At 32.3% G+C, this 24,715-nt stretch carries 22 protein-coding genes and 1 pseudogene; 22 read left to right on the top strand and 1 reads right to left on the bottom strand.

Annotated features, from left to right (window positions below; genetic code table 11):
- From HMPREF2715_RS00180 to HMPREF2715_RS00170, 3 genes and pseudogenes are all read left to right on the top strand, one after another.
- Window positions 1-89: pseudogene (locus tag HMPREF2715_RS00180) on the top strand (phenol-soluble modulin PSM-beta-2); the annotation flags it as partial.
- A 64-nt stretch (window positions 90-153) separates the two neighbouring features.
- Window positions 154-288, top strand: a complete 135-nt coding sequence (locus tag HMPREF2715_RS00175) for a phenol-soluble modulin PSM-beta-1 (protein WP_070582045.1) — start codon at window positions 154-156, stop codon at window positions 286-288.
- A gap of 109 nt (window positions 289-397) precedes the next feature.
- Window positions 398-1,090 (top strand): YjjG family noncanonical pyrimidine nucleotidase, encoded by a 693-nt coding sequence (locus HMPREF2715_RS00170; protein WP_070582046.1) that lies wholly within the window; start codon window positions 398-400, stop codon window positions 1,088-1,090.
- 83 nt (window positions 1,091-1,173) lie between these two features.
- Here HMPREF2715_RS00170 and HMPREF2715_RS00165 read toward each other — a convergent pair whose 3' ends face one another.
- Window positions 1,174-1,617 carry an N-acetyltransferase gene (locus tag HMPREF2715_RS00165; protein ID WP_070440621.1) on the bottom strand — a complete coding sequence of 148 codons (444 nt, stop codon included), beginning with the start codon at window positions 1,615-1,617 and terminating at the stop codon, window positions 1,174-1,176.
- Window positions 1,618-1,807: 190 nt separating this feature from the next.
- Here HMPREF2715_RS00165 and bshC point away from each other — a divergent pair, with 190 nt between their 5' ends.
- The 19 genes from bshC (at window position 1,808) to HMPREF2715_RS00070 (ending at window position 24,715) form a co-directional block, all read left to right on the top strand.
- Complete coding sequence (gene bshC, locus HMPREF2715_RS00160) at window positions 1,808-3,421, top strand: bacillithiol biosynthesis cysteine-adding enzyme BshC (protein ID WP_070582047.1); 1,614 nt, start codon at window positions 1,808-1,810, stop codon at window positions 3,419-3,421.
- A 141-nt stretch (window positions 3,422-3,562) separates the two neighbouring features.
- Complete coding sequence (mraZ, locus tag HMPREF2715_RS00155) at window positions 3,563-3,994, top strand: division/cell wall cluster transcriptional repressor MraZ (RefSeq protein WP_070582048.1); 432 nt, start codon at window positions 3,563-3,565, stop codon at window positions 3,992-3,994.
- Window positions 3,995-4,008: 14 nt separating this feature from the next.
- Window positions 4,009-4,944, top strand: a complete 936-nt coding sequence (gene rsmH, locus HMPREF2715_RS00150; RefSeq protein ID WP_033080059.1) for a 16S rRNA (cytosine(1402)-N(4))-methyltransferase RsmH — start codon at window positions 4,009-4,011, stop codon at window positions 4,942-4,944.
- A gap of 13 nt (window positions 4,945-4,957) precedes the next feature.
- On the top strand, window positions 4,958-5,359 hold the full coding sequence (ftsL, locus tag HMPREF2715_RS00145; protein ID WP_070582049.1) for a cell division protein FtsL: 402 nt from the start codon (window positions 4,958-4,960) through the stop codon (window positions 5,357-5,359).
- Window positions 5,340-7,655: a penicillin-binding protein gene (locus tag HMPREF2715_RS00140; protein WP_070678601.1), complete on the top strand. Its 2,316-nt coding sequence runs from the start codon at window positions 5,340-5,342 to the stop codon at window positions 7,653-7,655. Before ftsL ends, HMPREF2715_RS00140 begins: the two co-directional genes overlap by 20 nt.
- 293 nt (window positions 7,656-7,948) lie before the next feature.
- Window positions 7,949-8,914 carry a phospho-N-acetylmuramoyl-pentapeptide-transferase gene (gene mraY / locus HMPREF2715_RS00135; RefSeq protein WP_070839119.1) on the top strand — a complete coding sequence of 322 codons (966 nt, stop codon included), beginning with the start codon at window positions 7,949-7,951 and terminating at the stop codon, window positions 8,912-8,914.
- 1 nt (window position 8,915) lies between these two features.
- Entirely contained in the window at window positions 8,916-10,265 is a 1,350-nt protein-coding gene (murD, locus tag HMPREF2715_RS00130) for a UDP-N-acetylmuramoyl-L-alanine--D-glutamate ligase (RefSeq protein ID WP_070678604.1), read from the top strand.
- Between the two features lie 15 nt (window positions 10,266-10,280).
- Window positions 10,281-11,609, top strand: a complete 1,329-nt coding sequence (locus HMPREF2715_RS00125) for a cell division protein FtsQ/DivIB (RefSeq protein ID WP_070582053.1) — start codon at window positions 10,281-10,283, stop codon at window positions 11,607-11,609.
- A gap of 103 nt (window positions 11,610-11,712) precedes the next feature.
- Entirely contained in the window at window positions 11,713-13,146 is a 1,434-nt protein-coding gene (ftsA, locus tag HMPREF2715_RS00120) for a cell division protein FtsA (RefSeq protein ID WP_070582054.1), read from the top strand.
- 29 nt (window positions 13,147-13,175) lie between these two features.
- Window positions 13,176-14,357: a cell division protein FtsZ gene (gene ftsZ / locus HMPREF2715_RS00115; RefSeq protein ID WP_070440641.1), complete on the top strand. Its 1,182-nt coding sequence runs from the start codon at window positions 13,176-13,178 to the stop codon at window positions 14,355-14,357.
- A 231-nt stretch (window positions 14,358-14,588) separates the two neighbouring features.
- On the top strand, window positions 14,589-15,380 hold the full coding sequence (gene pgeF / locus HMPREF2715_RS00110) for a peptidoglycan editing factor PgeF (protein ID WP_070582055.1): 792 nt from the start codon (window positions 14,589-14,591) through the stop codon (window positions 15,378-15,380).
- Window positions 15,381-15,478: 98 nt separating this feature from the next.
- Window positions 15,479-16,147 (top strand): YggS family pyridoxal phosphate-dependent enzyme, encoded by a 669-nt coding sequence (locus tag HMPREF2715_RS00105; protein ID WP_070582056.1) that lies wholly within the window; start codon window positions 15,479-15,481, stop codon window positions 16,145-16,147.
- An 11-nt stretch (window positions 16,148-16,158) separates the two neighbouring features.
- On the top strand, window positions 16,159-16,752 hold the full coding sequence (locus HMPREF2715_RS00100; protein ID WP_070582057.1) for a cell division protein SepF: 594 nt from the start codon (window positions 16,159-16,161) through the stop codon (window positions 16,750-16,752).
- Window positions 16,753-16,764: 12 nt separating this feature from the next.
- Window positions 16,765-17,055, top strand: coding sequence for a YggT family protein (locus HMPREF2715_RS00095; protein WP_070582058.1), 291 nt, complete (start codon window positions 16,765-16,767; stop codon window positions 17,053-17,055).
- A gap of 33 nt (window positions 17,056-17,088) precedes the next feature.
- The gene (locus tag HMPREF2715_RS00090; protein ID WP_070582059.1) at window positions 17,089-17,916 is read left to right on the top strand and encodes a YlmH family RNA-binding protein; all 828 of its coding nucleotides are present in this window, start codon (window positions 17,089-17,091) and stop codon (window positions 17,914-17,916) included.
- Between the two features lie 42 nt (window positions 17,917-17,958).
- The gene (locus HMPREF2715_RS00085) at window positions 17,959-18,651 is read left to right on the top strand and encodes a DivIVA domain-containing protein (RefSeq protein WP_070582060.1); all 693 of its coding nucleotides are present in this window, start codon (window positions 17,959-17,961) and stop codon (window positions 18,649-18,651) included.
- A 225-nt stretch (window positions 18,652-18,876) separates the two neighbouring features.
- Entirely contained in the window at window positions 18,877-21,627 is a 2,751-nt protein-coding gene (gene ileS / locus HMPREF2715_RS00080; protein WP_070839116.1) for an isoleucine--tRNA ligase, read from the top strand.
- A gap of 346 nt (window positions 21,628-21,973) precedes the next feature.
- A complete protein-coding gene (locus tag HMPREF2715_RS00075; RefSeq protein ID WP_070582062.1) occupies window positions 21,974-23,485 on the top strand; it encodes an NmrA family NAD(P)-binding protein in 1,512 nt (503 codons plus the stop codon).
- A 435-nt stretch (window positions 23,486-23,920) separates the two neighbouring features.
- Window positions 23,921-24,715, top strand: a complete 795-nt coding sequence (locus HMPREF2715_RS00070; RefSeq protein ID WP_070678610.1) for a VOC family protein — start codon at window positions 23,921-23,923, stop codon at window positions 24,713-24,715.

Raw genomic sequence — 24,715 nt, 5'->3', positions numbered from 1 at the left:
AAAACCAAGACTGGACTAAATTAGGTACAAGTATTTTAGATATCGTTTCAAACGGTGTAACTGAATTAAGTAAAATCTTTGGTTTCTAATTTAACGTTTATTTTAAAACTTAGTTTAAATCTTAAAAAATTATAGAGAAATGGAGAGATAAATATGCAAAAATTAGCAGAAGCAATTGCAGCAGCAGTACAAGCAGGACAAGATAAAGACTGGGCTGAAATGGGTACAAGCATCGTAGGTATCGTAGAAAACGGAATCAGTGTTTTAGGTAAAATTTTCGGCTTCTAATTTGAAATTTTAATTATCATGGACCAGGGCAAGCGCTCTGGTCTTTTTTAATTTATAAATATATTTCTGTTAAAATAGATTTTAGAAAATAAACGTTAAGGATGAAAATATGAAATATAATACAATATTATTAGACTTCGATGATACATTAGTTGATTTTTATGATGCTGAAGATAAAGCTTTTCACAATATGGCCAAACATTATCATCATTACCCAACAGCAGAAGACTTTCAATTTTTTAAACAAATTAATCAGGCACATTGGGAGGCTTTTCAAAAGAATAAACTAACTAAAGAAGAAGTTCTTTCACACAGATTCATTGAATATTTTAATCATTATGGGATTGAAGTGGATGGTAAACAAGCAGATGTTACTTTTAGGGATGAATTAGCTAAAGCACCCATTAAGCATTTTGATTCTACTCTAGAAACGATAGATCGATTAGCTCAAAACAATGAGCTTTATATTGTTACTAATGGTGTTACAGATACTCAAAAAAGACGTATCGCACAATTACAATTTAAAGACACATTTGATGATGTATTTATATCAGAGGAAACGGGTTATCAAAAGCCAATGATTGAGTTTTTTGATTATGTGTTTGAAAAAATTGGTAAGGACAAACGAAAATCTACCATTATTGTTGGTGATTCATTAACTTCAGATGTATTAGGTGGAAAAAATGCGGGAATAGCTACATGCTGGTTTAATGTAAGAAATAAAAAGAATAATTCTGATATAAATCCAGATTACGAAATTAAATCATTGAGTGAATTAGTTGATTTAATTGAAAATGAGTAAAAACATTTTATGCAAAAAAGTTGGAGTGGTAAAGATTCTGATAGAACTTTTATCACTCCGTAGTTTTTCCATATTATAATTAATTATTTAGGAGACCATACGAGTACATCATGACCTTCAGGATTTTTAGCGTGTACATCCTCAAAATCTTGATTCATTAAAAAATCTTTAGAATTTTGACGTGCAATGGCTTTGATAGGCATATGATAAGATTTTGCATAATCAATGAGTGACTGACCGTACCCTTTATTTTTATAGTTATTTAAAACTTCTAATTTCCAAAGTAGTAAATAATCATCGAATTCTGGAAAGTAAATTTCCTCAACGTCACCCTTTTTTAGTAAAGCCATTCGGGCAACAAGGTTTTCACCGTGAAAGATGCCATAGAATGGTGATTCAGAACTGGCATCGATCATTTGGCCTTGTAGTTCTTCAACCATGTATAAATCTTTGTTACCGAATTCTCTAAAAGCCTCAAACAATTCGTCTGTTTTATAATTAATTTCAAGATGTTTTACTTCACTCATTTGCGTTATCCCCCTTATTTCTTTTGTTATATTATAACTTAAATAATATGTAAATTTCATTCAATTGTATTTTCAGGACGAAAGGGTAAATTTCACTTCAAAAATTATAAATTTTTAAGCCGTTAAATTGTCATATAATGCTATAATCTTTATACTATATGAGTAATAGCTATGTTGAAGGAGTATAGATATGGATTGTCGAGTAACTCATTTTAAAGAAAAAGATTCATTTATTTCAAAATTAAAAGAAAGTGATAAAAGTTTATTAGAATTTTATCAATATAACCCAGTTGAGACAGCTAGTTTCACGACTAGAATGAAACGTGCTAATAATGGTAGAGAAAAACAATTAGCACAAATCATTAAAGACTATATGGCGGATTTGAAATTAACTACTTCTCAGCTAGAGCATATTGAGGCGCTTGAACAAGGAGCTAAAGTAGTTATTGGAGGTCAACAATCAGGATTGTTTGGGGGACCTTTATACACTTTCCATAAAATTCTTTCGATAGTAACGTTAAGTAGTCAACTAACTAAAGAATACGGTGAAACGGTTATTCCTGTGTTTTGGATTGCTGGAGAGGATCATGATTTTGATGAAGTGAATCATACGTATGTTTATAATGTGAAAGAGGCGCAATTAAAGAAAGTGAAGTACCATACAATGACGCCTCCAGAAACAAATATTTCAAGATATACTCCTGATAAGGAAGCTATGCTTAATGCATTAAATCTTTTCTTCGAAGAATTAAAAGAAACTAAACATTCTAAACCTTTATATAGATTATGCGTGGATATTATTAATGAGTTTGATACTTGGACTGATATATTTAAGGCTTTATTGCATACGGTCTTTAAAGAACACGGTGTGCTACTCATCGATGCACAGAACGATAAGCTTAGACAACTTGAAAAACCATTACTCAAAGAAATAGTAAATAATCATTCTAAAATTAATCAAGTATTCAGACAAACACAAGAGCAAACCATTGCATCGGGATTAACACAAATGATACAGACAGATACTAATGTACATTTGTTCCTTCATGAGGATGGTATGCGTCAATTAATATCAAAAGAAGATAATCATTTTAAATTAAGTAAATCTGATATTACCTACTCTGAAGATGAATTAATTGAATTAATAGAGACAGAGCCGGAGCGTTTCTCAAACAACGTCGTTACGAGACCAGTCATGGAAGAATGGCTATTTAATACAGTAGCATTCATAGGTGGTCCAAGTGAAATTAAATATTGGGCAGAACTAAATAATGTATTCAAATTACTTAATGTAGAAATGCCAATAGTTATTCCACGTATGAAGATGACATATATGATGGAAAGAACACAAAAACTACTTAAACAATATAGCCTTAATGTTGAAAAAGTTATTCAAGATGGTATCGATGATGACAAAAATGAATTTGTACGTGAAAAAGCTTCCGATATGTTTATACAACAAGTAGAAGAATTGAAAGCAAAACATGAAAATGTGTATCAACAATTATTAAATGAAGTTAAGGAAAATCAAGATAATTTCAATTTAGTAACTAAAAATGAAGAAATTCATAATAAACAATTTGATTATTTACTGAAACGCTATTTGTTAAATATTGAACGTGAGAATGATATTAGTATGAGACAATTTAGAGAATTGGATTTAGTATTACATCCTCACCACGGATTACAAGAAAGAATCTGGAATCCACTACAAATTATGAATGATTTTGGGATTGATGTGTTTAGTCCCTCCACTTTCCCACCACTTGAATACACATTTGATCAAATCATCATTAAACCTTAATAAATCAAGCTTTAAACCTATTTTATCGAAATGATAAAATAGGTTTTTTTTGTATGAAAAAAGAATTTTAAGATATTTTACAGAATTAGTGGAGGATAGTGGGGATATGTGGTAAATTATAAATAAGGTGAGGTGATAATAATGTTCATGGGAGAATACGAACATCAACTTGATGCTAAAGGACGTATGATAATTCCATCTAAGTTTAGATATGACTTAAACGAACGTTTTATTATCACGCGAGGCCTTGATAAATGTTTGTTCGGTTACACACTTGAAGAGTGGCAACAAATAGAAGAAAAAATGAAAACCTTACCTATGACAAAGAAAGACGCACGTAAGTTTATGCGTATGTTCTTCTCAGGTGCCATCGAAGTGGAATTGGATAAGCAAGGGCGTATTAACATTCCTCAAAATTTGAGGAAGTACGCTAGTTTAATTAAAGAATGTACAGTAATAGGTGTTTCAAATCGAATTGAAATTTGGGATAGAGAAACTTGGAATGATTTTTATGATGAATCTGAAGAGAGTTTCGAAGATATTGCTGAAGATTTAATAGATTTTGATTTTTAATGGAGGAATAAGTCGTGTTTCATCATATTAGCGTCATGCTTAACGAAACAATTGATTATTTAGACATCAAAGAAGATGGTATTTATGTAGACTGTACGCTTGGTGGCGCGGGTCATGCACTCTATTTATTAAATCAATTAAACGATGACGGTAGATTAATTGCGATTGATCAAGACACTACAGCATTAGATAATGCTAAAGAGGTATTGAAAGATCATCTACATAAAGTCACGTTCGTACATAGTAACTTTAGAGAATTAACTGACATTTTAAAAAACTTAAACATTGAAAAGGTAGACGGAATTTATTATGACTTAGGCGTTTCTAGTCCACAGTTGGATGTTCCAGAGCGAGGATTTAGTTATCATCATGATGCTAAACTTGATATGAGAATGGATCAAACGCAGCAACTTAGCGCATACGAAGTAGTCAATCAATGGCCATATGAAGCACTTGTTAAGATTTTTTATCGCTATGGTGAAGAGAAATTTTCTAAACAAATAGCGAGACGAATTGAAGCACATCGTGAACATCAGCCTATCGAAACTACATTAGAGCTAGTTGACATCATTAAAGAAGGCATTCCTGCTAAAGCTCGAAGAAAAGGTGGTCATCCTGCAAAGCGTGTATTTCAAGCTATACGTATTGCCGTTAATGACGAATTATCTGCATTCGAAGATTCAATTGAGCAGGCAATCGAGCTTGTAAAAGTTGGAGGCAGAATTTCAGTAATCACTTTCCACTCTTTAGAAGACAGATTATGCAAACAAATGTTTCAAGAGTATGAAAAGGGTCCTGATGTGCCTAGAGGGTTACCAATTATTCCTGAAGCTTACACACCTAAACTCAAGAGAGTAAATCGCAAACCAATTACGGCAACGGATACAGATTTGGATGAAAATAACAGAGCGCGCAGTGCTAAATTACGTGTTGCAGAAATTTTAAAATAAGGAGTAATTGACGATGGCTGTAGAAGAAATATATGAACCATATGAAGACGTCCAGCACAATAGTATACCGAAACAACAACCTCAATCGGAACCACAAACAAGAACAGTTACTAAGAAGGTTGTAGTTCAACTCACAAGATTTGAGAAATACTTATACATAACACTTGTTACTGCAATTGCAGTTATTGCTATTTATATGCTATCTTTAAAAATGGATGCGTATGATACGAATAGAAAGATTGCAGATTTAGACTCCAAAATTGAACAACAATCAAGTGAAAATAGCGCAATTCAATCTGAAATTAAAAAAAGTTCTTCTTACCAACGCATTTACGACAAGGCTAAAGCACAAGGTATGAGCCTAAATAACGACAATGTAAAGGTAGTGCGTACAAATGGCGAAGCGAAAAATTAAAATTAGAAAAAATAAATTAGGAGCAGTCCTCCTTGTTGGTATATTCGGACTGCTCTTTTTTATATTGGTTTTAAGATATTCATATATTATGATCACAGGGCATTCTGATGGACAAGATTTAGTAATGCGAGCGAATGAAAAATATTTAGTTCAAAACAATGAACAAGCTGAACGAGGCAAGATTTATGATAGAAACGGTAAAATTCTTGCCGAAGATGTCGAAAGATATAAAGTTGTAGCGGTAGTCGATAAGAGCGCAGGTAAAAGTGGAGAAAAACCTCGCTATGTAGAGGATAAAAAGAAGACAGCTAAAGAACTTTCTAAAATTATAGACATGAAACCGGAAGAAATTGAAAAACGACTTAATCAGAAAAAAGCATTCCAAGTGGAATTTGGTCAAAAAGGAACTAATTTAACTTATCAAGATAAACAGAAACTGGAAAAAATGGACTTACCAGGTATTACATTATATCCAGAAACTGAACGTTTTTATCCAAATGGTAATTTTGCGTCTCACTTAATAGGAATGGCACAAAAAAATCCAGATACAGGCGAATTAAAAGGTGCACTTGGTGTTGAAAAAATCTTTGATAGTTATTTAAGTGGAACTAAAGGTGCATTATCTTATATACAAGATATATGGGGATATATTGCTCCAAATACTAAAAATGAAAAATCACCTAAACGTGGTGATGATGTTCATTTAACAATTGATTCAAATATACAAGTATTCGTTGAGGAAGCATTGGATGATATGGTTAAGAGATATCAACCAAAAGATTTATTTGCTGTTGTCATGGATGCTAAAACAGGTGAAATCTTAGCATTCAGTCAACGTCCTACGTTTAATCCTGAGACAGGTGAAGATTTCGGAAAAAAATGGGCGAATGATTTATATCAAAATACGTATGAACCAGGTTCTACTTTTAAATCATTTGGTTTAGCGGCAGCTATACAGGAAGGTAAGTTTGATCCTAAGAAAAAATATGAGTCTGGACATCGTGATATCATGGGTTCTAGAATTTCCGACTGGAATAAAACTGGTTGGGGCGAAATTCCAATGTCATTAGGCTTTACTTATTCTTCAAATACGCTGATGATGCACTTACAAGACTTAGTAGGTGCTGACAAAATGAAATCATGGTACGAAAGATTTGGTTTTAACAAACCAACTGGTGGTCTGTTTGATGGTGAAGCAGAGGGTAATATTGCTTGGTCGAATGAATTACAACAAAAAACGTCAGCATTCGGGCAATCTACAACTGTTACGCCGGTACAAATGATTCAGGCGCAATCTGCTTTCTTTAATAAAGGGAATATGCTTAAACCATGGTTTGTGGATAGTATTAAAAATCCAATTTCCAAAAAGACATTCTATCAAGGCAAAAAAGAAATTGCTGGCAAACCAATTACTGCTTCTACCGCAAGTAAAGTGGAAACAGAATTAGATAAAGTAGTTAATAGTAAGAAGAGTCATGCGATGAATTATAGAGTAGATGGTTATGATATTGAAGGTAAGACAGGTACTGCCCAAGTGGCGGATGAAAAAAACGGCGGATATGTTAAGGGTGAAAATCCATACTTTGTAAGTTTCATTGGTGATGCGCCTAAGAAAAATCCCAAAGTTATTGTTTATGCCGGTATGAGCTTAGCTCAAAAGAATGATCAAGAAGCTTATGAAATGGGTGTAAGTAAGGCTTTCAAACCAATTATGGAAAATACACTTAAATATTTAAATGTAGGTTCTAAAAAAGATGAAACTAAATCTGCACAATATTCAAAAGTACCAAATGTAACTGGACAATCTACTGAAAAAGCAAAAGAAAGTTTGAAATCTGAAGATTTACAAGCAACCGTTATTGGTAATGGAGATAACGTCAAATCTCAATCAATTAAAGCCAATAAAAAATTATTGCCTAATAGTAAGGTGCTCTTGTTAACTGATGGTGATATTACAATGCCAAATATGAAAGGTTGGACAAAAGATGATGTACTTGCCTTTCAAGAATTAACCGGCATTAACGTTACAACTAAAGGTAGTGGATATGTAACAAAACAATCGGTTAACAATGGAACCACATTAAAAGACAATAGTAAGGTTGAAATTGAATTATCTCCAGAAGATCCTGACGATACATCGACGAATACAAATGACAATGAGACAACATCAAATGACTCTTCTAATAAAGATAAAGCTAGTTCTTCAGAGGATAAGGGAAAAAACAATAAGAATGATACTTCGACCTCTTCTGAACAAGAACAACAGACAAACAATAGTCAAGATTCTAACGATTGATTATAATTTGACTTGAAAAAGTAGATGATAAGTTATGAGAATTGAATGAACGTCTAAAAGTTGTGACAAGCATATTGAGCATAGGTTACAAAATAGAACTTTAGTAGCAAATATAAGTGAGGGGGTGGTTATTATCATTCCCTTCTCAGCTCGTGTTACTTCAAAGGGCGTCATACGATCTCATACAAATTTTAAATGAATTTACTTTAAAATATTGATAAAATGAACGAGATATTATCAATTAATAAACTCAGAAGACAAAACTAAAAATTAAATATATAAAGGAGACAATTATGTTTTTTATACTTGCGATTATCGCACTATTAATTACTTTTATCTTAGTACCTATTTTAATTCCAACGCTTAAGCGAATGAAATTTGGACAAAGCATTCGTGAAGAAGGTCCACAAAGCCATATGAAAAAAACAGGCACACCGACAATGGGTGGTTTGACTTTTCTAATTAGTATTATCATTACCTCAATTATTGCAATTTTCTTTGTAGATAATTCAAATCCAATCATTTTATTATTATTTGTGACAATTGGTTTTGGTTTAATAGGTTTTATTGATGATTACATCATCGTAGTTAAGAAAAACAACCAAGGTTTAACAAGTAAGCAGAAATTTTTAGCACAAATTGCAATTGCAGTAGTATTCTTTTTACTAAGTGATGTTCTCCATCTTGTAGAATTTTCAACTAATCTAAACATACCTTTTACAAATATTAGTATTCCATTATCTTTTGCATATGTGATTTTTATTGTTTTTTGGCAAGTTGGGTTCTCAAATGCTGTGAATTTAACAGATGGTTTAGATGGCTTAGCAACAGGATTATCAATCATTGGTTTTACAATGTATGCCATTATGAGCTTTGTTTTAGATTCACCAGCAATTGGAGCATTTTGTATTATAATGATTTTTGCATTATTAGGATTTCTACCGTATAACCTCAATCCCGCAAAGGTATTTATGGGAGACACTGGTAGCTTAGCTTTAGGTGGAATTTTCGCAACAGTTTCAATTATGTTAAATCAAGAATTATCATTGTTACTAATTGGGCTAGTATTTGTAATTGAAACTGCTTCAGTTATGTTACAAGTTGCTTCATATAAACTTACAAAAAAACGTATCTTTAAGATGAGCCCGATTCATCATCACTTTGAATTAAGTGGTTGGGGAGAATGGAAAGTAGTGACAGTGTTCTGGACAGCAGGTTTAATTTCAGGATTAATCGGATTATGGATAGGAGTGCATTAGCATGCTCAATTATACAGGATTAGAAAATAAAGATGTTCTTGTAGTAGGACTAGCCAAAAGCGGATATGAAGCAGCTAAGTTATTAATCAAATTAGGTGCCAATGTGACTGTAAATGATGGTAAAGACTTGTCACAAGATCCTCATGCCAAGGATTTAGAGGCGCTAGGAGTTAAAATAGTTGATGGTGGACATCCTTTATCACTATTAGATAATGAGCCAATTATAGTAAAAAATCCTGGTATTCCTTATACAGTTTCTATAATTCAAGAAGCATATCAGCGACATTTGAAAATATTAACTGAAGTAGAATTAAGTTATTTAATATCAGAAGCACCGATTATAGCTGTAACTGGAACTAATGGTAAAACAACTACGACTTCTTTAATTGGCGATATGTTTAAGAAAAGTAGATTGACTGGTAGACTCTCTGGAAATATAGGCTATGTAGCATCTAAAGTAGCACAAGAAACATCACCTAATGAATATCTAATAACTGAATTATCTTCATTCCAATTATTAGGTGTAGAGCAATATCGTCCGCATATTGCGATTATCACAAATATATATTCTGCTCATCTAGATTATCACGAAACGCTTGAAAACTATCAAAACGCCAAGAAACAGATTTACAAAAATCAAACAGAAAATGATTACCTAATATGTAATTATCATCAAAGACATTTAATTGAGTCTGAAAATTTGAAAGCTAAAACATTATATTTCTCTACTCAACAAGAAGTAGACGGTATATATATTAAAGATGGGTTTATTGTTTACAAAGGAATAAGAATTATTAATATAGATGATTTAGTATTACCTGGGGAACATAATTTAGAAAATATTCTAGCTGCAGTGTTAGCTTCAATCTTAGCTGGTGTACCAATAAAAGCAATTATAGATAGTTTAACGACATTTTCTGGTATAGATCACAGATTACAATATATAGGTACAAATCGCACTAACAAGTATTACAATGATTCTAAAGCTACAAACACACTTGCTACACAATTTGCATTAAATTCATTCAAGCAACCAATCGTTTGGTTATGTGGTGGTTTAGATCGTGGTAATGATTTCGATGAATTAATACCTTATATGAAGAATGTACGTGTCATGGTTGTTTTTGGTCAAACTCAAGAAAAATTTGCTAAGCTTGGCAATAGTCAAGGTAAGTTAGTGCTGAAAGCTACAGATATTGAAGACGCTGTTAAAAAGGTACAAGATGTAGTCGAACCGAATGACGTTGTCTTACTATCACCTGCATGTGCAAGTTGGGATCAATATAAAACATTTGAAGAACGTGGAGAAAGATTTATAGAAAGTTTCCGTGCCCACTTACCATCTTATTAAAGGTTGTGAAATCAAGTGAAAGATAAACGACGTAAAGATAATAAGGTGAGCTCGATTCAAAGTCTTATTGAAAAAAGAAATCGAGAATTAAACAATGAAGAACACCTTTCAAATCAAGATGCTAATCATAAGGATAAGAATAAAGTTTCCACAGTTGACGCTCAATTGTATAAAATTAATAAGCCTAATGAGACTTCTAAACAACAAGATCAAAATCAATTAATAGATGAAGATAACTTTAATAATCAATCCAATGAATCCGAACAATTGGAACAAAATGAAGCAATTGAACAATTTAACGAAACATCTGATGAAAATGCTCAAAGCGTTGAAAGTACCAAAATGAATGATAGTCACAGACTCTCCACTAATTCTAGTGAAAAAACATATAAGCTATCTATTAAAGATAGAGTTAAAGAGTTCAATGACAATCGTAAAAGAAAAAAACATGCCAAGAGTACACAATTTGATCATTTATCACCACAAGAGAGAAAAGAACAATTAAGAATTCAGCGAAGGAAGCGTCAAAAAAGAATTCAGTACATTATCATTACATTTTTAGTATTATTAATAATTTTATTTTTACTCTACATGTTTACACCACTAAGTAGAATTTCTAATATTAAAATTAGTGGAAATAACAATGTGAGTAACAGACAAGTTGAAAAAGCTTTGGATGTGAAAGATAATTCAAGAATGTATACCTATAGTAAACGTAAAGGTGTTCATAATCTGAAGAAGAATGATTTAATAAAAGACGTAAAAATTAAAAAGCAATTACCGAATACGTTAAAAGTGCAAATAACTGAAAATCAAGTTGTAGGTGTTGTTAAAGAAAAGAATAAATATGTGCCAATTATAGAAGGAAATCAAGAATTGAAAAGCTTTGATGGTAATATTGCCGGAAGTGGACCTATTTTAGAAGGATTTAAAGGTGAAGAAAAAAGCAACATGATTAAATCTTTATCTAAGATGTCTCCAGAAATTAGAGATATGATTTCAGAAATTAAGTACGCACCTAAGCAAAATAGCCAAAATCGAATTCTTTTATATATGCAAGATGATATGCAAGTAGTTGGCAACATAAAAACGATTGCTAATAAAATTAAATATTATCCTCAAATGTCACAATCTTTATCAAAAGACGACTCTGGTAACTTGAAAACCCAAGGTTATATAGATTTATCTGTAGGTGCATCATTTATACCGTATAATGAAAATAGTAGCGGAGATTCAAAATCCGATCAAAATGTTCGTCAAAAATCACAACAAGAAACTGATGCAAAAGATGAGTTACAAAGCGCTTTAAATAAAATTAACGAACAATCAGATTCAAATAATTAAAAAATTTCGATATTAATATGTGTTTATAGTTCACAAGCCTTACGACGTATTGTAAACTAAACATAGTGTATTTTAATAGTAATTTGTCAGGAGGTGCCTATCTATGGAGGAACATTACTATGTAAGCATAGATATTGGTTCATCAAGTGTAAAAACAATAGTAGGCGAAAAATTTCACAATGGAATAAATGTGATAGGTACAGGACAAACCTACACTAGCGGTATCAAGAACGGATTAATTGATGATTTCGACGTTGCTAAACAAGCAGTTAAAGATACAATTAAAAAAGCTTCTATCGCATCAGGTGTAGACATTAAAGAAGTTTTCTTAAAATTACCTATCATAGGTACTGAAGTATATGATGAAGCAAATGAAATTGATTTTTATGAAGATACTGAAATAAACGGCACACACATTGAAGAAGTGCTAGAAGGTATTCGTCAAAAAAATGATGTAGCGGATACTGATGTAATTGATGTATTCCCTATTCGTTTTATTGTGGATGGGGATAATGAAGTATCAGACCCTAAAGAATTGATTGCTAGACACTCATTAAGAGTTGAAGCAGGAGTTATTGCAATTCATAAATCTATCTTAATCAACATGATTAAATGTGTAGAATCATGTGGCGTAGATGTTTTAGATGTTTATTCAGATGCTTATAATTACGGATCAATTCTTACAGCTACTGAAAAAGAATTAGGCGCATGTGTAATAGATATTGGTGAAGATTTAACTCAAATTGCCTTTTATGAGCGTGGAGAATTAGTAGACGCTGATTCAATTGAATTAGCGGGTCGCGATATTACAGATGATATTGCTGAAGAACTAAATACTACATATGAAACGGCTGAAAAGATTAAACATCAATATGGTCATGCTTATGCTAATTCTGCATCAGATCAAGATGTATTTAGTGTAGATCAAGTAGACAGTGATGAATTAGTTGAATATACTCAAAAAGATTTAAGTGCTGTAATTGAGAGAACAATGCAAGATATCTTTGATGAGGTGTTTGATGTATTAGTTGACTTAGGGTTAACTAGAGTGAACGGTGGTTTCATTGTAACTGGCGGTTCTTCAAACTTATTAGGAGTTAAAGAATTACTTAATACGATGGTAAATGAAAAGATTAGAGTTCATACACCGTCACAAATGGGTATCAGAAAGCCAGAATTCACATCAGCTATTTCTACTATATCTAGTAGCATCACTTTTGATGAGTTGCTCGATTATGTTACAATGAGTTATCAAGATAATGATGAGTTTGAAGAAGAAGTTATTGAAGATAACGAGAGAGAACATACTTCTAAATCAGGTGGATTTGACTGGTTTAAACGTAAGTCAAATAAACATGAAGATACTTATGAAGAAGACTACAACGAACCACATGAAAGAACAGATAAAGTAGACGACTATGATAAGTATGATAGCAATGAAAGTCATCGCGATACGACAGAACATTATGATGATCAAGAGCAACCTCAAAAAGAAGAGGGCAAATTTAAAAAACTTATGAAATCTTTATTTGAATGATGGGCCAAAAAGACTAGGAGGATATATAAATGTTAGAATTTGAACAAGGATTTAATCATTTAGCGACATTAAAAGTCATCGGTGTAGGTGGCGGTGGTAACAACGCTGTTAACCGTATGATTGACCATGGCATGAACAATGTAGAATTTATTGCAATTAATACAGACGGACAAGCTTTAAACTTATCTAAAGCAGAATCTAAGATCCAAATTGGTGAGAAATTAACACGCGGACTTGGTGCTGGTGCAAATCCAGAAATTGGTAAGAAAGCAGCTGAAGAGTCACGTGAACAAATTGAAGATGCAATCCAAGGTGCAGATATGGTATTCGTAACTGCTGGTATGGGTGGCGGTACTGGTACAGGTGCTGCACCAGTAGTAGCTAAGATTGCTAAAGAAATGGGAGCATTGACTGTTGGTGTAGTAACACGTCCATTCGGTTTTGAAGGACGTAAACGTTCAACTCAAGCAGCAGCTGGTGTTGAATCTATGAAAGCAGCAGTTGATACACTAATTGTTATCCCTAACGATCGCTTATTAGATATAGTTGATAAATCAACTCCAATGATGGAAGCATTTAAAGAAGCAGATAATGTATTACGTCAAGGTGTTCAAGGTATCTCTGACTTAATCGCTGTATCAGGTGAAGTAAACTTAGACTTTGCTGACGTTAAAACAATTATGTCTAACCAAGGTTCTGCTTTAATGGGTATTGGTGTCTCTTCTGGAGAGAACAGAGCAGTTGAAGCAGCTAAAAAAGCAATTTCATCACCATTACTTGAAACTTCAATCGTTGGTGCTCAAGGTGTGTTAATGAACATCACTGGTGGGGAATCGCTATCATTATTTGAAGCTCAAGAAGCGGCTGACATCGTGCAAGATGCTGCAGATGAAGATGTAAATATGATCTTTGGTACAGTTATCAATCCTGAACTACAAGATGAAATTGTAGTAACTGTAATTGCTACTGGTTTTGAAGATAAACCAACTTCACAAGGACGTAAAGCTTCAAGTACTGGTTTCGGAACAAGTGCAACTTCAAGCACTTCAACACAAGCAAGTACGCCAAGAGAAGAATCATTCTCACAAAGCTCATCAAGCTCTCGTTCTTCTGAAAGTGTATCAGAAAGAAATCATACTACTAAAGATGACGATATTCCTAGCTTTATCAGAAATAGAGAAGAAAGACGTTCTAGAAGAACTAGACGTTAATTGAAAATAAGTTTTGTCTATATTTCGTTGTATGGTTAAGTGTATATATCGTCTTAATCATTCCTAATTGGGAGTAGAACGGCGAATTCACTTGTGGATTCATGTTCGCTCCCTTTTTATTTACTTTCAAGCAAAGTGAAGATTGTTATATAATATATCTATATTCAATTTTAGAGTAAGCTTTTTAGAAATCGACAAAAATAAAACTTTTAATTAAGGTGGTTTGATCTCGTGTCAGAGAAATTTGTAAAGTATCCCCATCACTTGAAATATGAATCTCAAGACTTGAAGTATGTCAAATTAGGATTCACTACAAGAGAAGGTGGCTATAGTCTATATCCAGAATCATCATTCAATATGGCAAGATATGTGGATGATAATCCTGAAAATATTACTAAACACCAAGAAATGTTGGCGGACGCGATTGGGTTTGAAAGAGCACAATGGGTATTTCCAATTCAAACTCATGAAAATCGAGTAATGGAAATTTCGCAAAGTCATCGTGGAACTAACATCGATACATTAACAGATGATATGTATGGTATTGATGGGATTTATACATATGAACCTGATACGTTATTAACGATGTGTTACGCTGATTGTGTACCAGTTTATTTCTATAGTGAAAAACATCACTATGTAGGATTAGCACATGCTGGCTGGCGAGGTACATATGGTCAAATTGTTAGTGAAATGTTAAAGCAAATTGATTTTGATTATAATGATCTAAAGATTGTAATTGGACCATCTACATCAACTACATATGAAATTAATGATGATATTAAAGCGAAGTTTGACACATTACCGATTAATGTAAAAGATTATATTGAAACTCGTGGAGAGAATCGACATGGTATTGATTTAAAACGTGCTAATGCACTATTACTTAATCATTATGGTGTACCATTCGACAATATATATATAACTGATTATGCTACATCAGAGGATTTATCACTTTTCTTTTCATATCGAGTTGAAAAAGGTCAAACAGGTAGAATGTTGGCTTTTATAGGCCAAAAATAATCTGATTAGATTAGTTATATAAATAATAAATATTTAAATATATATGTATTTATTAATGACAATTAAACTTAACAAATGGTGAAGAGGTTGAGTAGAATATGGATGTAAAACAAAATTTAAGAAATATAGAAAGTGAAATACAATCACACTTTAAAAATAGTGAAGCGTCTACCTTGCCAAACGTGATTGCAGTAACAAAATATGTTACAATAGACCGTGCTAAAGAAGCTTATGATGCTGGACTTAGACATTTTGGTGAAAATAGATTAGAAGGCTTTTTAGAGAAGAAATCTGCGTTGCCTAACGATGTTACTATGCACTTTATAGGTTCTTTACAATCTAGAAAAGTAAAAGAAGTCATAAACGAAATTGATTACCTACATGCACTAGATAGACTTAGTTTAGCTAAGGAAATTAATAAAAGAGCGGATCATGAGATTGCCTGCTTCATACAAGTCAATGTCTCAGGAGAAGAATCTAAACATGGTATTGCTTTGAATGAAGTTAATCACTTTATAGAACAAATTGAACAATATGATAAAATAAAAATTGTCGGATTAATGACAATGGCACCTTATACAGAAGACACCACATATATTCGACAGTTATTTAAACAATTACGAGTAAAACGAGATGAAATCAAAAAACTTAATTTAGATTATGCACCGTGTGACTATTTATCTATGGGAATGAGTAATGATTATGCAATTGCTGTAGAAGAAGGTGCTTCATTTATAAGAATTGGGACTAAACTTGTAGGAGAATAGGAGTGAGCCCCGTGGCTATTAAAGATTTATTTAATAATTTTTTTCTAATGGATGATGAAGAAGAAGTTGAAAGCCCTGAAGAGCGACAACGTCGTGTAGTTCAGAATGAAGAGAATGAAACAAACAATGTTCAACAGAATCAACCGCAACAATCAGAACGTTTATATAGTAATCAAAGTAAATTGAAAACAGTACCACAAAAGAAATCAACAAGAAATTATAACTCAGAAGAAAGGAATGTGCGTATGAATCAACCGTCATCAAAGTCAAACGGCAAAAATGTTGTTACAATGAATCAAACGTCTCAAAGTTATAGTGGTTATGAAAGTTCAAAAATGTGCTTATTCGAACCACGAGTATTTTCAGATACACAAGATATCGCGGATGAATTAAAAAACCGCCGTGCTACTTTAGTGAATTTACAACGTATTGATAAAATTTCAGCTAAACGCATTATTGATTTTTTAAGTGGAACAGTTTATGCAATTGGTGGAGATATTCAACGTGTAGGTACTGACATATTCCTTTGTACACCTGATAATGTAGAAGTTGCGGGAAGTATTACAGATCATATTGAACAAATGGAATCGCAACACTACGAATAAGGAGAACGTTATATGGATGTAGGTTTACTAGCTACCATTTTTAATTTTATAATTTTTCTAGTTCAAATATATTACTTTGGAATGATTATTTATTTCTTTACATCTTGGGTACCTAATATTAGAGAATCTAAGTTCGGTGAAATACTAGGTAAATTATATGAACCATTTTTAGAACCATTTAGAAAGATTATTCCACCAATAGGAATGATTGATATTTCTTCACTTGTAGCTTTGTTTGTACTTGTATTATTCCAAGCTGGGTTAAGAAGTATCTTTAATATGGTAATAGTTCATTTAATGTAATAATATATGGCTTTTAAGAGGCTGAGACAATACATGAGGTTGTTTCAACCTCTTTTATCATTTAATTTAGAATCAGAGAGGTGTAAGATAATCGATATTTATCAGCATTTTAGAGACGAAGAGCAAGGGTTAATAGATCAATTAATAGATAAGTGTGATCAAGTTGAACAGCAGTATGCGCCAATTCTGACAAACTTTCTCGATCCGAGAGGACAATATATACTTGAAGTCATAACAGGCAGTTATGAAGATATGGAAGTGACTTTTTTTGGTGGAGATAACGCAGAGAGAAAACGAGGTATCATTGCACCTAATTATTTTGAACCTGGGGAAGCTGACTTTGAAGAAGTATTAATTCAAATCAACTATCCAGAGAAGTTTGTTAATATACAACATCAACATGTCCTAGGAACACTTATGTCATTAGGAATAGAAAGGGAACAAGTTGGTGATATTATTGTCGGTGACAGTATTCAATTTGTTTTGACAAAGCAATTAGAATCATATATTATGTTGGAATTAACAAAGATAAAAGGTGCTACAGTTAAACTTAATTCTATTCCATTTAAAGATATGATACAATCAGTAGAGAATTGGAAAATTCAAGGTAGTACTGTAAGTGCATTGAGATTAGACGTCGTTTTAAAGGAAATGATTCATAAATCTCGAACAATAGCGAAACAACTAATTGAAAAGAAGCGTGTGAAAGTTAATCACACAATTATTGATTCACCAGATTTTCAAGTTCAAACTAATGATTTATTATCTATTCAAGGATTTGGAAGAGCTCAAATCATTGATATAGGTGGTAGGACTAAAAAAGACAAAATACACATAAATTATCGAACGCTATTTAAGTAATAAATATAAGTCAATTTAATGTTGATTTAAGGAGGATGTAGGATGCCTTTTACACCTAGTGAAATTAAAAATAAAGAATTTACAAAAGTGAAAAATGGTTTAGAACCAGCTGAAGTAAGTGATTATTTAAATCAATTAAGTAATGAAATTGAACGTTTAAAAGAAGAAAAAAAACAACTTGAAAAAGTAATTGAAGAGAGAGATACTAATATTAAATCTTATCAACAAGTTCATCAATCAGTAAGTGATGCCCTTGTTCAAGCTCAACAAGCTGGAGAAGAGACTAAATTGGCTGCTAATAAAGAAGCTGAAGCTGTTATCAGTAAAGCTCAAGCACAAGCAGATTTAATTGTTAATGACGCTATCGAAAAAGCACGTCATTTATCATTCCAAACTGAAGATATGAAACGTCAATCTAAAATATTCAGATCACGTTTCCGCATGCTAGTCGAAGCTCAATTAGATTTACTTAAAAATGATGATTGGGATTATTTATTAAACTATGATATCGATGCAGAAAAAGTTACACAAGAAAATTTCCAACATTTAAATAGCGAAGATATTACACCTGAAGAGCAACTTAGCGCTCAATCTCAACAATCTGAAAGTGTGCTTGCAAGCGAAAATAATAACAGTACAACAGATTCACTAAGTACAAGTGGCGCAACTAGTACAAGTGAGAACGTTACTTCACAATCAAGCGTGAGTCAAAGCGAATCAACATCAAATAAATAATTGTTATAAAATAAGTCAGACAAGTAGGAGATAATAAACTTTTTACAGCGAATTAGGGTTGGTGAAAGCCTAATAAAAGTCTATCTCTTATATCACTGATTTTTACAAAGTTATAATATATATGAGAGAACTCTAAGTTGAGTTAACAAGGGTGGTACCGCGGTAATTCCGTCCCTTTTTAATTGAACTTAGAGTTCTTTTTACATTTAAGGAGTGAAATCAATTATGAACTATAAAGATACTTTATTAATGCCAAAGACTGACTTTCCTATGCGTGGTGGATTGCCAAATAAAGAACCGCAAATCCAAGAACAATGGGAAGCTAACAATCAATACCAAAAAGCATTAGAAAAAAATAAAGGTAACCAATCTTACATCTTACATGATGGACCACCGTATGCTAATGGTAATTTGCATATGGGGCATGCGTTAAACAAAATTATTAAGGATATTATTGTACGTTATAAAACGATGCAAGGTTTTTACGCACCATACGTTCCAGGTTGGGATACACATGGCTTACCAATTGAACAAGCTTTGACTAAAAAGGGCGTAGATCGCAAAAAAATGTCAATTGCTGAATTTAGAGAAAAATGTAAGGAATTTGCGTTAGAACAAATCGAATTACAAAAGAAAGATTTCAAACGTCTTGGTGTACGAGGAGACTTTAATGATCCTTATATCACGCTTAAACCTGAATATGAAGCTGCTCAAATTCGTTTGTTTGGTGAGATGGCGGATAAAGGATTAATTTATAAAGGTAAGAAACCAGTTTATTGGTCACCGTCAAGTGAATCATCTTTAGCTGAAGCTGAAATTGAATATCATGATAAGCGTTCAGCATCTATCCATGTAGCATTTGACGTGAAAGATACTAAAGGTGTAGTAGATGAGGATGCTCAATTCATTATTTGGACAACTACTCCATGGACTATTCCATCTAACGTAGCGATTACAGTTCATCCTGATTTAAAATATGGTCAATATAATGTGAATGGCAAGAAATATATTATCGCACAAGCATTATCTGAAGATGTAGCAGAATCTTTAAAATGGGATAAAGATGCCATTCAATTAGAAAAAGAATTTACAGGTAAAGAGTTAGAGTATGTTGAAGCACAACATCCTTTCTTAGATAGAATCTCACTTGTAATTAATGGTAATCATGTTACAACTGATGCTGGTACAGGTTGTGTTCATACCGCTCCTGGTCATGGTGAAGATGATTATATCGTTGGTCAAAAATATGATTTACCAGTTATTAGTCCTTTAGATGATAAAGGTGTGTTTACTGAAGAAGGTGGACAATTTGAAGGTATGTTTTATGATAAAGCTAACAAAGCAGTTACTGATTTATTAACTGAAAAAGACGCTTTATTAAAACTAAACTTTATTACACATAGTTACCCTCATGATTGGCGTACTAAGAAACCAGTTATCTTCCGTGCTACACCACAATGGTTTGCCTCTATTAATAAAGTAAGACAAGATATTTTAGATGCTATTGAAGAAACAGATTTCAAAGTGGATTGGGGTAAAACACGTATTTACAATATGATCCGTGATCGTGGAGAATGGGTTATTTCTCGTCAACGTGTTTGGGGAGTTCCATTACCTGTATTCTATGCCGAGAATGGCGATATCATTATGACGAAAGAAACAGTTAACCACGTAGCTGATTTGTTTGAAGAGTATGGTTCAAATATTTGGTTTGAAAGAGAAGCAAAAGACTTATTACCTGAAGGCTTTACACACCCTGGTAGTCCAAATGGTACCTTTACAAAAGAAATGGACATTATGGATGTTTGGTTTGACTCTGGTTCATCACATCGTGGTGTATTAGAAAATCGTCCAGAATTAAGTTTCCCAGCTGATCTATACTTTGAAGGCAGTGACCAATATCGTGGTTGGTTTAATTCTTCAATTACAACTGCTGTAGCAACTAGTGGTCAAGCGCCTTATAAATTCTTATTATCACACGGCTTTGTAATGGACGGTGAAGGTAAGAAAATGAGTAAATCACTAGGTAATGTTATTGTTCCTGACCAAGTTGTAAAACAAAAAGGTGCTGACATTGCACGTTTATGGGTAAGCAGTACTGATTATTTAGCAGACGTTCGTATTTCGGATGAAATCTTAAAACAAACTTCTGATGTATATCGTAAAATTAGAAATACTTTAAGATTTATGCTTGGTAATATTAACGATTATAATCCTGATACTGATGCAATTCCTGAAGCAAAATTACTTGAAGTCGATCGTTATTTACTAAATCGTTTACGTGAGTTTACTGCTAGCACAATTGAACATTATGATAACTTTGATTATTTAAATATTTATCAAGAAGTACAAAACTTTATTAATGTTGAATTGAGTAATTTCTACTTAGATTACGGTAAAGATATTCTTTATATTGAAGAGAAAAATGCGCATAAACGTCGTAGTATGCAAACTGTTCTATACCAAATCTTAGTTGATATGACTAAATTATTAGCACCTATTTTAGTTCACACAGCTGAAGAAGTTTGGACACACACACCACATGTAAAAGAAGAAAGTGTTCATTTAGCTGACATGCCTAAGGTAGTTGAAGTTGATCAAGCATTGCTTGACAAATGGAATCAATTCATGGCATTACGTGATGATGTAAACCGTGCGTTAGAAGTTGCACGTAATAATAAAATTATTGGTAAGTCTCTTGAAGCTAAAGTTGTAATTGGTAATAACGACAACTTTAAAGCTGCAGAGTTCTTACAACAATTTGAAGATTTACAACAATTATTCATTGTTTCACAAGTTGAAGTTTCAGATTCTGTAGACAATGCAGAGGCTTATCAACATGGTGATATTAGAATTGATCATGCAGTGGGTGAAAAATGTGAAAGATGTTGGAACTATACTGAAGAATTAGGTTCAGTAGGTGAATTAGAACACTTATGTCCACGATGCCAAGAAGTAGTTAAAACTTTAGTTTAATAAATATATTATTGAAAACACATAGGACATAAATAATATAATAATCCTATTTTGCAATTTATTGTAGCTGACTGAACAGACAAGACGCTTAAATCAAAATTTTCTCAGTTCTAGTCATCCTTGAGGGCAGGCCCCTACAAAGAAATTCTACAAGCAAAGCAAGTTGGGAGTTGGACAACGAATTTGAGAAGAATTCAGTCCGATTCCCTTTTTGTATTTACATTTATAATTTATAAGTAAAAATAATGACGATATGTAATGTTTCACTTTTTAATAAAAGGATATTTAAATAGATATATTTATTAAATCAAGATTATTCGACTATTTAATAATTAGGGGTGAAATCATTAGTAAAATCTTATTAACAGGTGCATCTGGTTATATTGGTGGACAATTAAAAGATCAATTAAAAATGCATCATGATATTATAGCAATTTCAAGAAATACTAGTAACAAAGAAAATGAAGAGAATGTTACTTGGAAAGCTGCTGATTTATTTGATTTAGATGAGATAACAGAAGTAATGGAAGGGGTAGATACTGCAATTTACCTTGTCCATTCTATGATGCCAAACGCCAAGTTAACGCAAGCAAACTTTGAAGATATGGATGCTTTATTAGCAGATAATTTTGCGAGAGCTGCAAAGAAACAAGGCGTTAAACATATTGTATTTATGAGTGGTTTAATTCCAAATGAAGATAAACTATCTGCTCATTTACGTAGTCGTTTGGAATGTGAAAAAATTCTAGGTTCTTATGGTATACCTGTAAGTACATTAAGAGCTGGATTAATTATTGGGGCTAAGGGAAGTTCTTATCCTATTTTAAAACGTTTAGTTGAACGATTGCCTGGTATGGTATTACCTAGTTGGGCATACAATATGATAGCACCAGTTTCAATTAATGATGTAATTAATAAACTGACATTACTAGTAGAGCGAACACCACAACATAATGAGGCTTTTGATATTACAGGACCTGAAATTATGAATTATAAAGAATTAATACAACGTACAGCAGTAGTGCTAAATAAGCGTTTACCAATCGTTGATTTACCAATTATACCTATTTGGGTAAGTAAATATTGGGTACAACTCATTTCACAAGTACCTAAACAAATGGTCTACCCACTTATGAATAGTTTAGTTCATGATATGATTCCGCAACCAGAGCGCACGCATCCTGATATTTCTATTGGAGAGATGACGTATGAAGAAAGTGTGCAACAAGCGCTAGATGAAGAAAATGAAATGAATGAAAATCAAAACAAATCAAAAAAATCATCTAGTTCTAATAGTAAAGAACAAATTAAAGATGTTAGAGCAATATCACGCTTTAGAATCCCAGAAAATTATTCAATGGAAGATGTCTCAAAAACATATGCGAAGTTTATAAATAATATTACGTTACATTTAATTAATGGAACTATAAATGAAAATGAATTTAATATTAGTTTGCCATTTACTAATCAATTTATTTTAAAAATGGAACGTGACATGCAAGATTCTTCAAAAGATATGATTGTTTATAAAATCATAGGTGGTAATTTAGCATTATCTAATAATGGTGGTAATGCTAGATTTGAATTTAGACGCATCTTGGATTCAAATGAAGCTATTATTGCACTACAAGAGTATGAACCAACGTTACCTTGGTCTGTTTATAAGTTTACACAGGCTAATATCCATAAATCTGTAATGGAATTATTTGTTAATCATATGAATAATCTTGCAGATAAAGATAAAGATAAAGAAGCGACAACACAAAGTGATCAATTGTTTAGTACAATCGCGATGACTGCAGGAGCAGTTATAGGTGCATATGTTGGATCAAAAATTTATCATTTGATTAAAGCCTAAATGACGAAAAATTAGTATTAATTTTAAGCTGAATATAATCCACGATTAATAACTTCATAATTAGTGAGAGAAAGGCAATTTCTATGAATATATTATAGAAATTGTCTTTTCTTTTTTTTGTTTGAATTAAGATGTATAGCGTTATTAAAATTAAGTGCAACTGCACTTGTGTAAGGCGTTCTAAAATAAATAATAAAACATAGTTGTGAAAATTTTAAGCAAGCATCTCGACTTAAGTGTAATAATGAACCCAATTTCTAAGACACTGCTTTAAAGCACTACTTTAGAAGTTAATAAATTGCAATATACATACAAAGACTGATAAAATTTTATATATTTTAAGATAAAATAGTAGGTATTATTTTCATTGAATTGTATTTTTCATCCATTAAAAGAAGTAAGTTATATTTAGTAATGCAATATTAGGAGGCCATAATGTTTCATTCAAAACATTCACATTTTGTAAATGGTATAACTATAAATGTTAGAAATTTAGCAGACTTAAGACCATTTTATGAAACTATATTGGGATTTAAAGTTATTACAGAAACAAATCATTCTGTTCAGTACGAGATAGGTCAGTCAAATCATTTTTTAACATTAAATGAAGTTATGAATGGTAGGGAACCACTTTTATCTGAAGCAGGATTATTTTATGTAGGTATAATGCTTCCTAATATTACAGATTTAGCCGATTTACTTGTACAAATGACAGACTTTGAAATTCCGGTAAATGGTGGAGAACAAAGTGTTTGTACGTCCCTCTTTTTTGAAGATCCAGAGGGGAATGCATACAAGTTTTATGTCGACCATGATATGGATTACTGGGGCTACGATAATGAAAATGTAAAGTTAGATATTGAAGCAATCAATGTTCCACGTTTACTAACAAATGTATCAGAACAAACTTGGCAAGGGATTCCTAAAGGCACTAAAATAGGAAATTTATCACTTAAAACGATACGTATGTCAGAGGTTGAATCTTATTATTTAAGATATTTTGGACTTGAACCATCTGCGTATTTAGATCAGTTTTCACTCTATATGTCTTCAAATCAATACTATCATCATTTAGCTGTTAATCAATGGTTATCAAGTACTAAACGTGTGATGAATAACGTAACATATGGTCTTGCTTTAATTGATTATTATTATCCCGAAACAAAGCATATTGATGTTAAAGGTCCAGACGGGCTTTATTTTAGATTTAATTTTATAGAAGTAGTGTGA

It is taken from the genome of Staphylococcus sp. HMSC062A01 (assembly GCF_001836805.1).
GTDB lineage: Bacteria > Bacillota > Bacilli > Staphylococcales > Staphylococcaceae > Staphylococcus > Staphylococcus haemolyticus.
The sequence above is the reverse complement of the archived record's forward strand: the minus strand, read 5'-3'. Positions and strand labels throughout refer to the sequence as shown.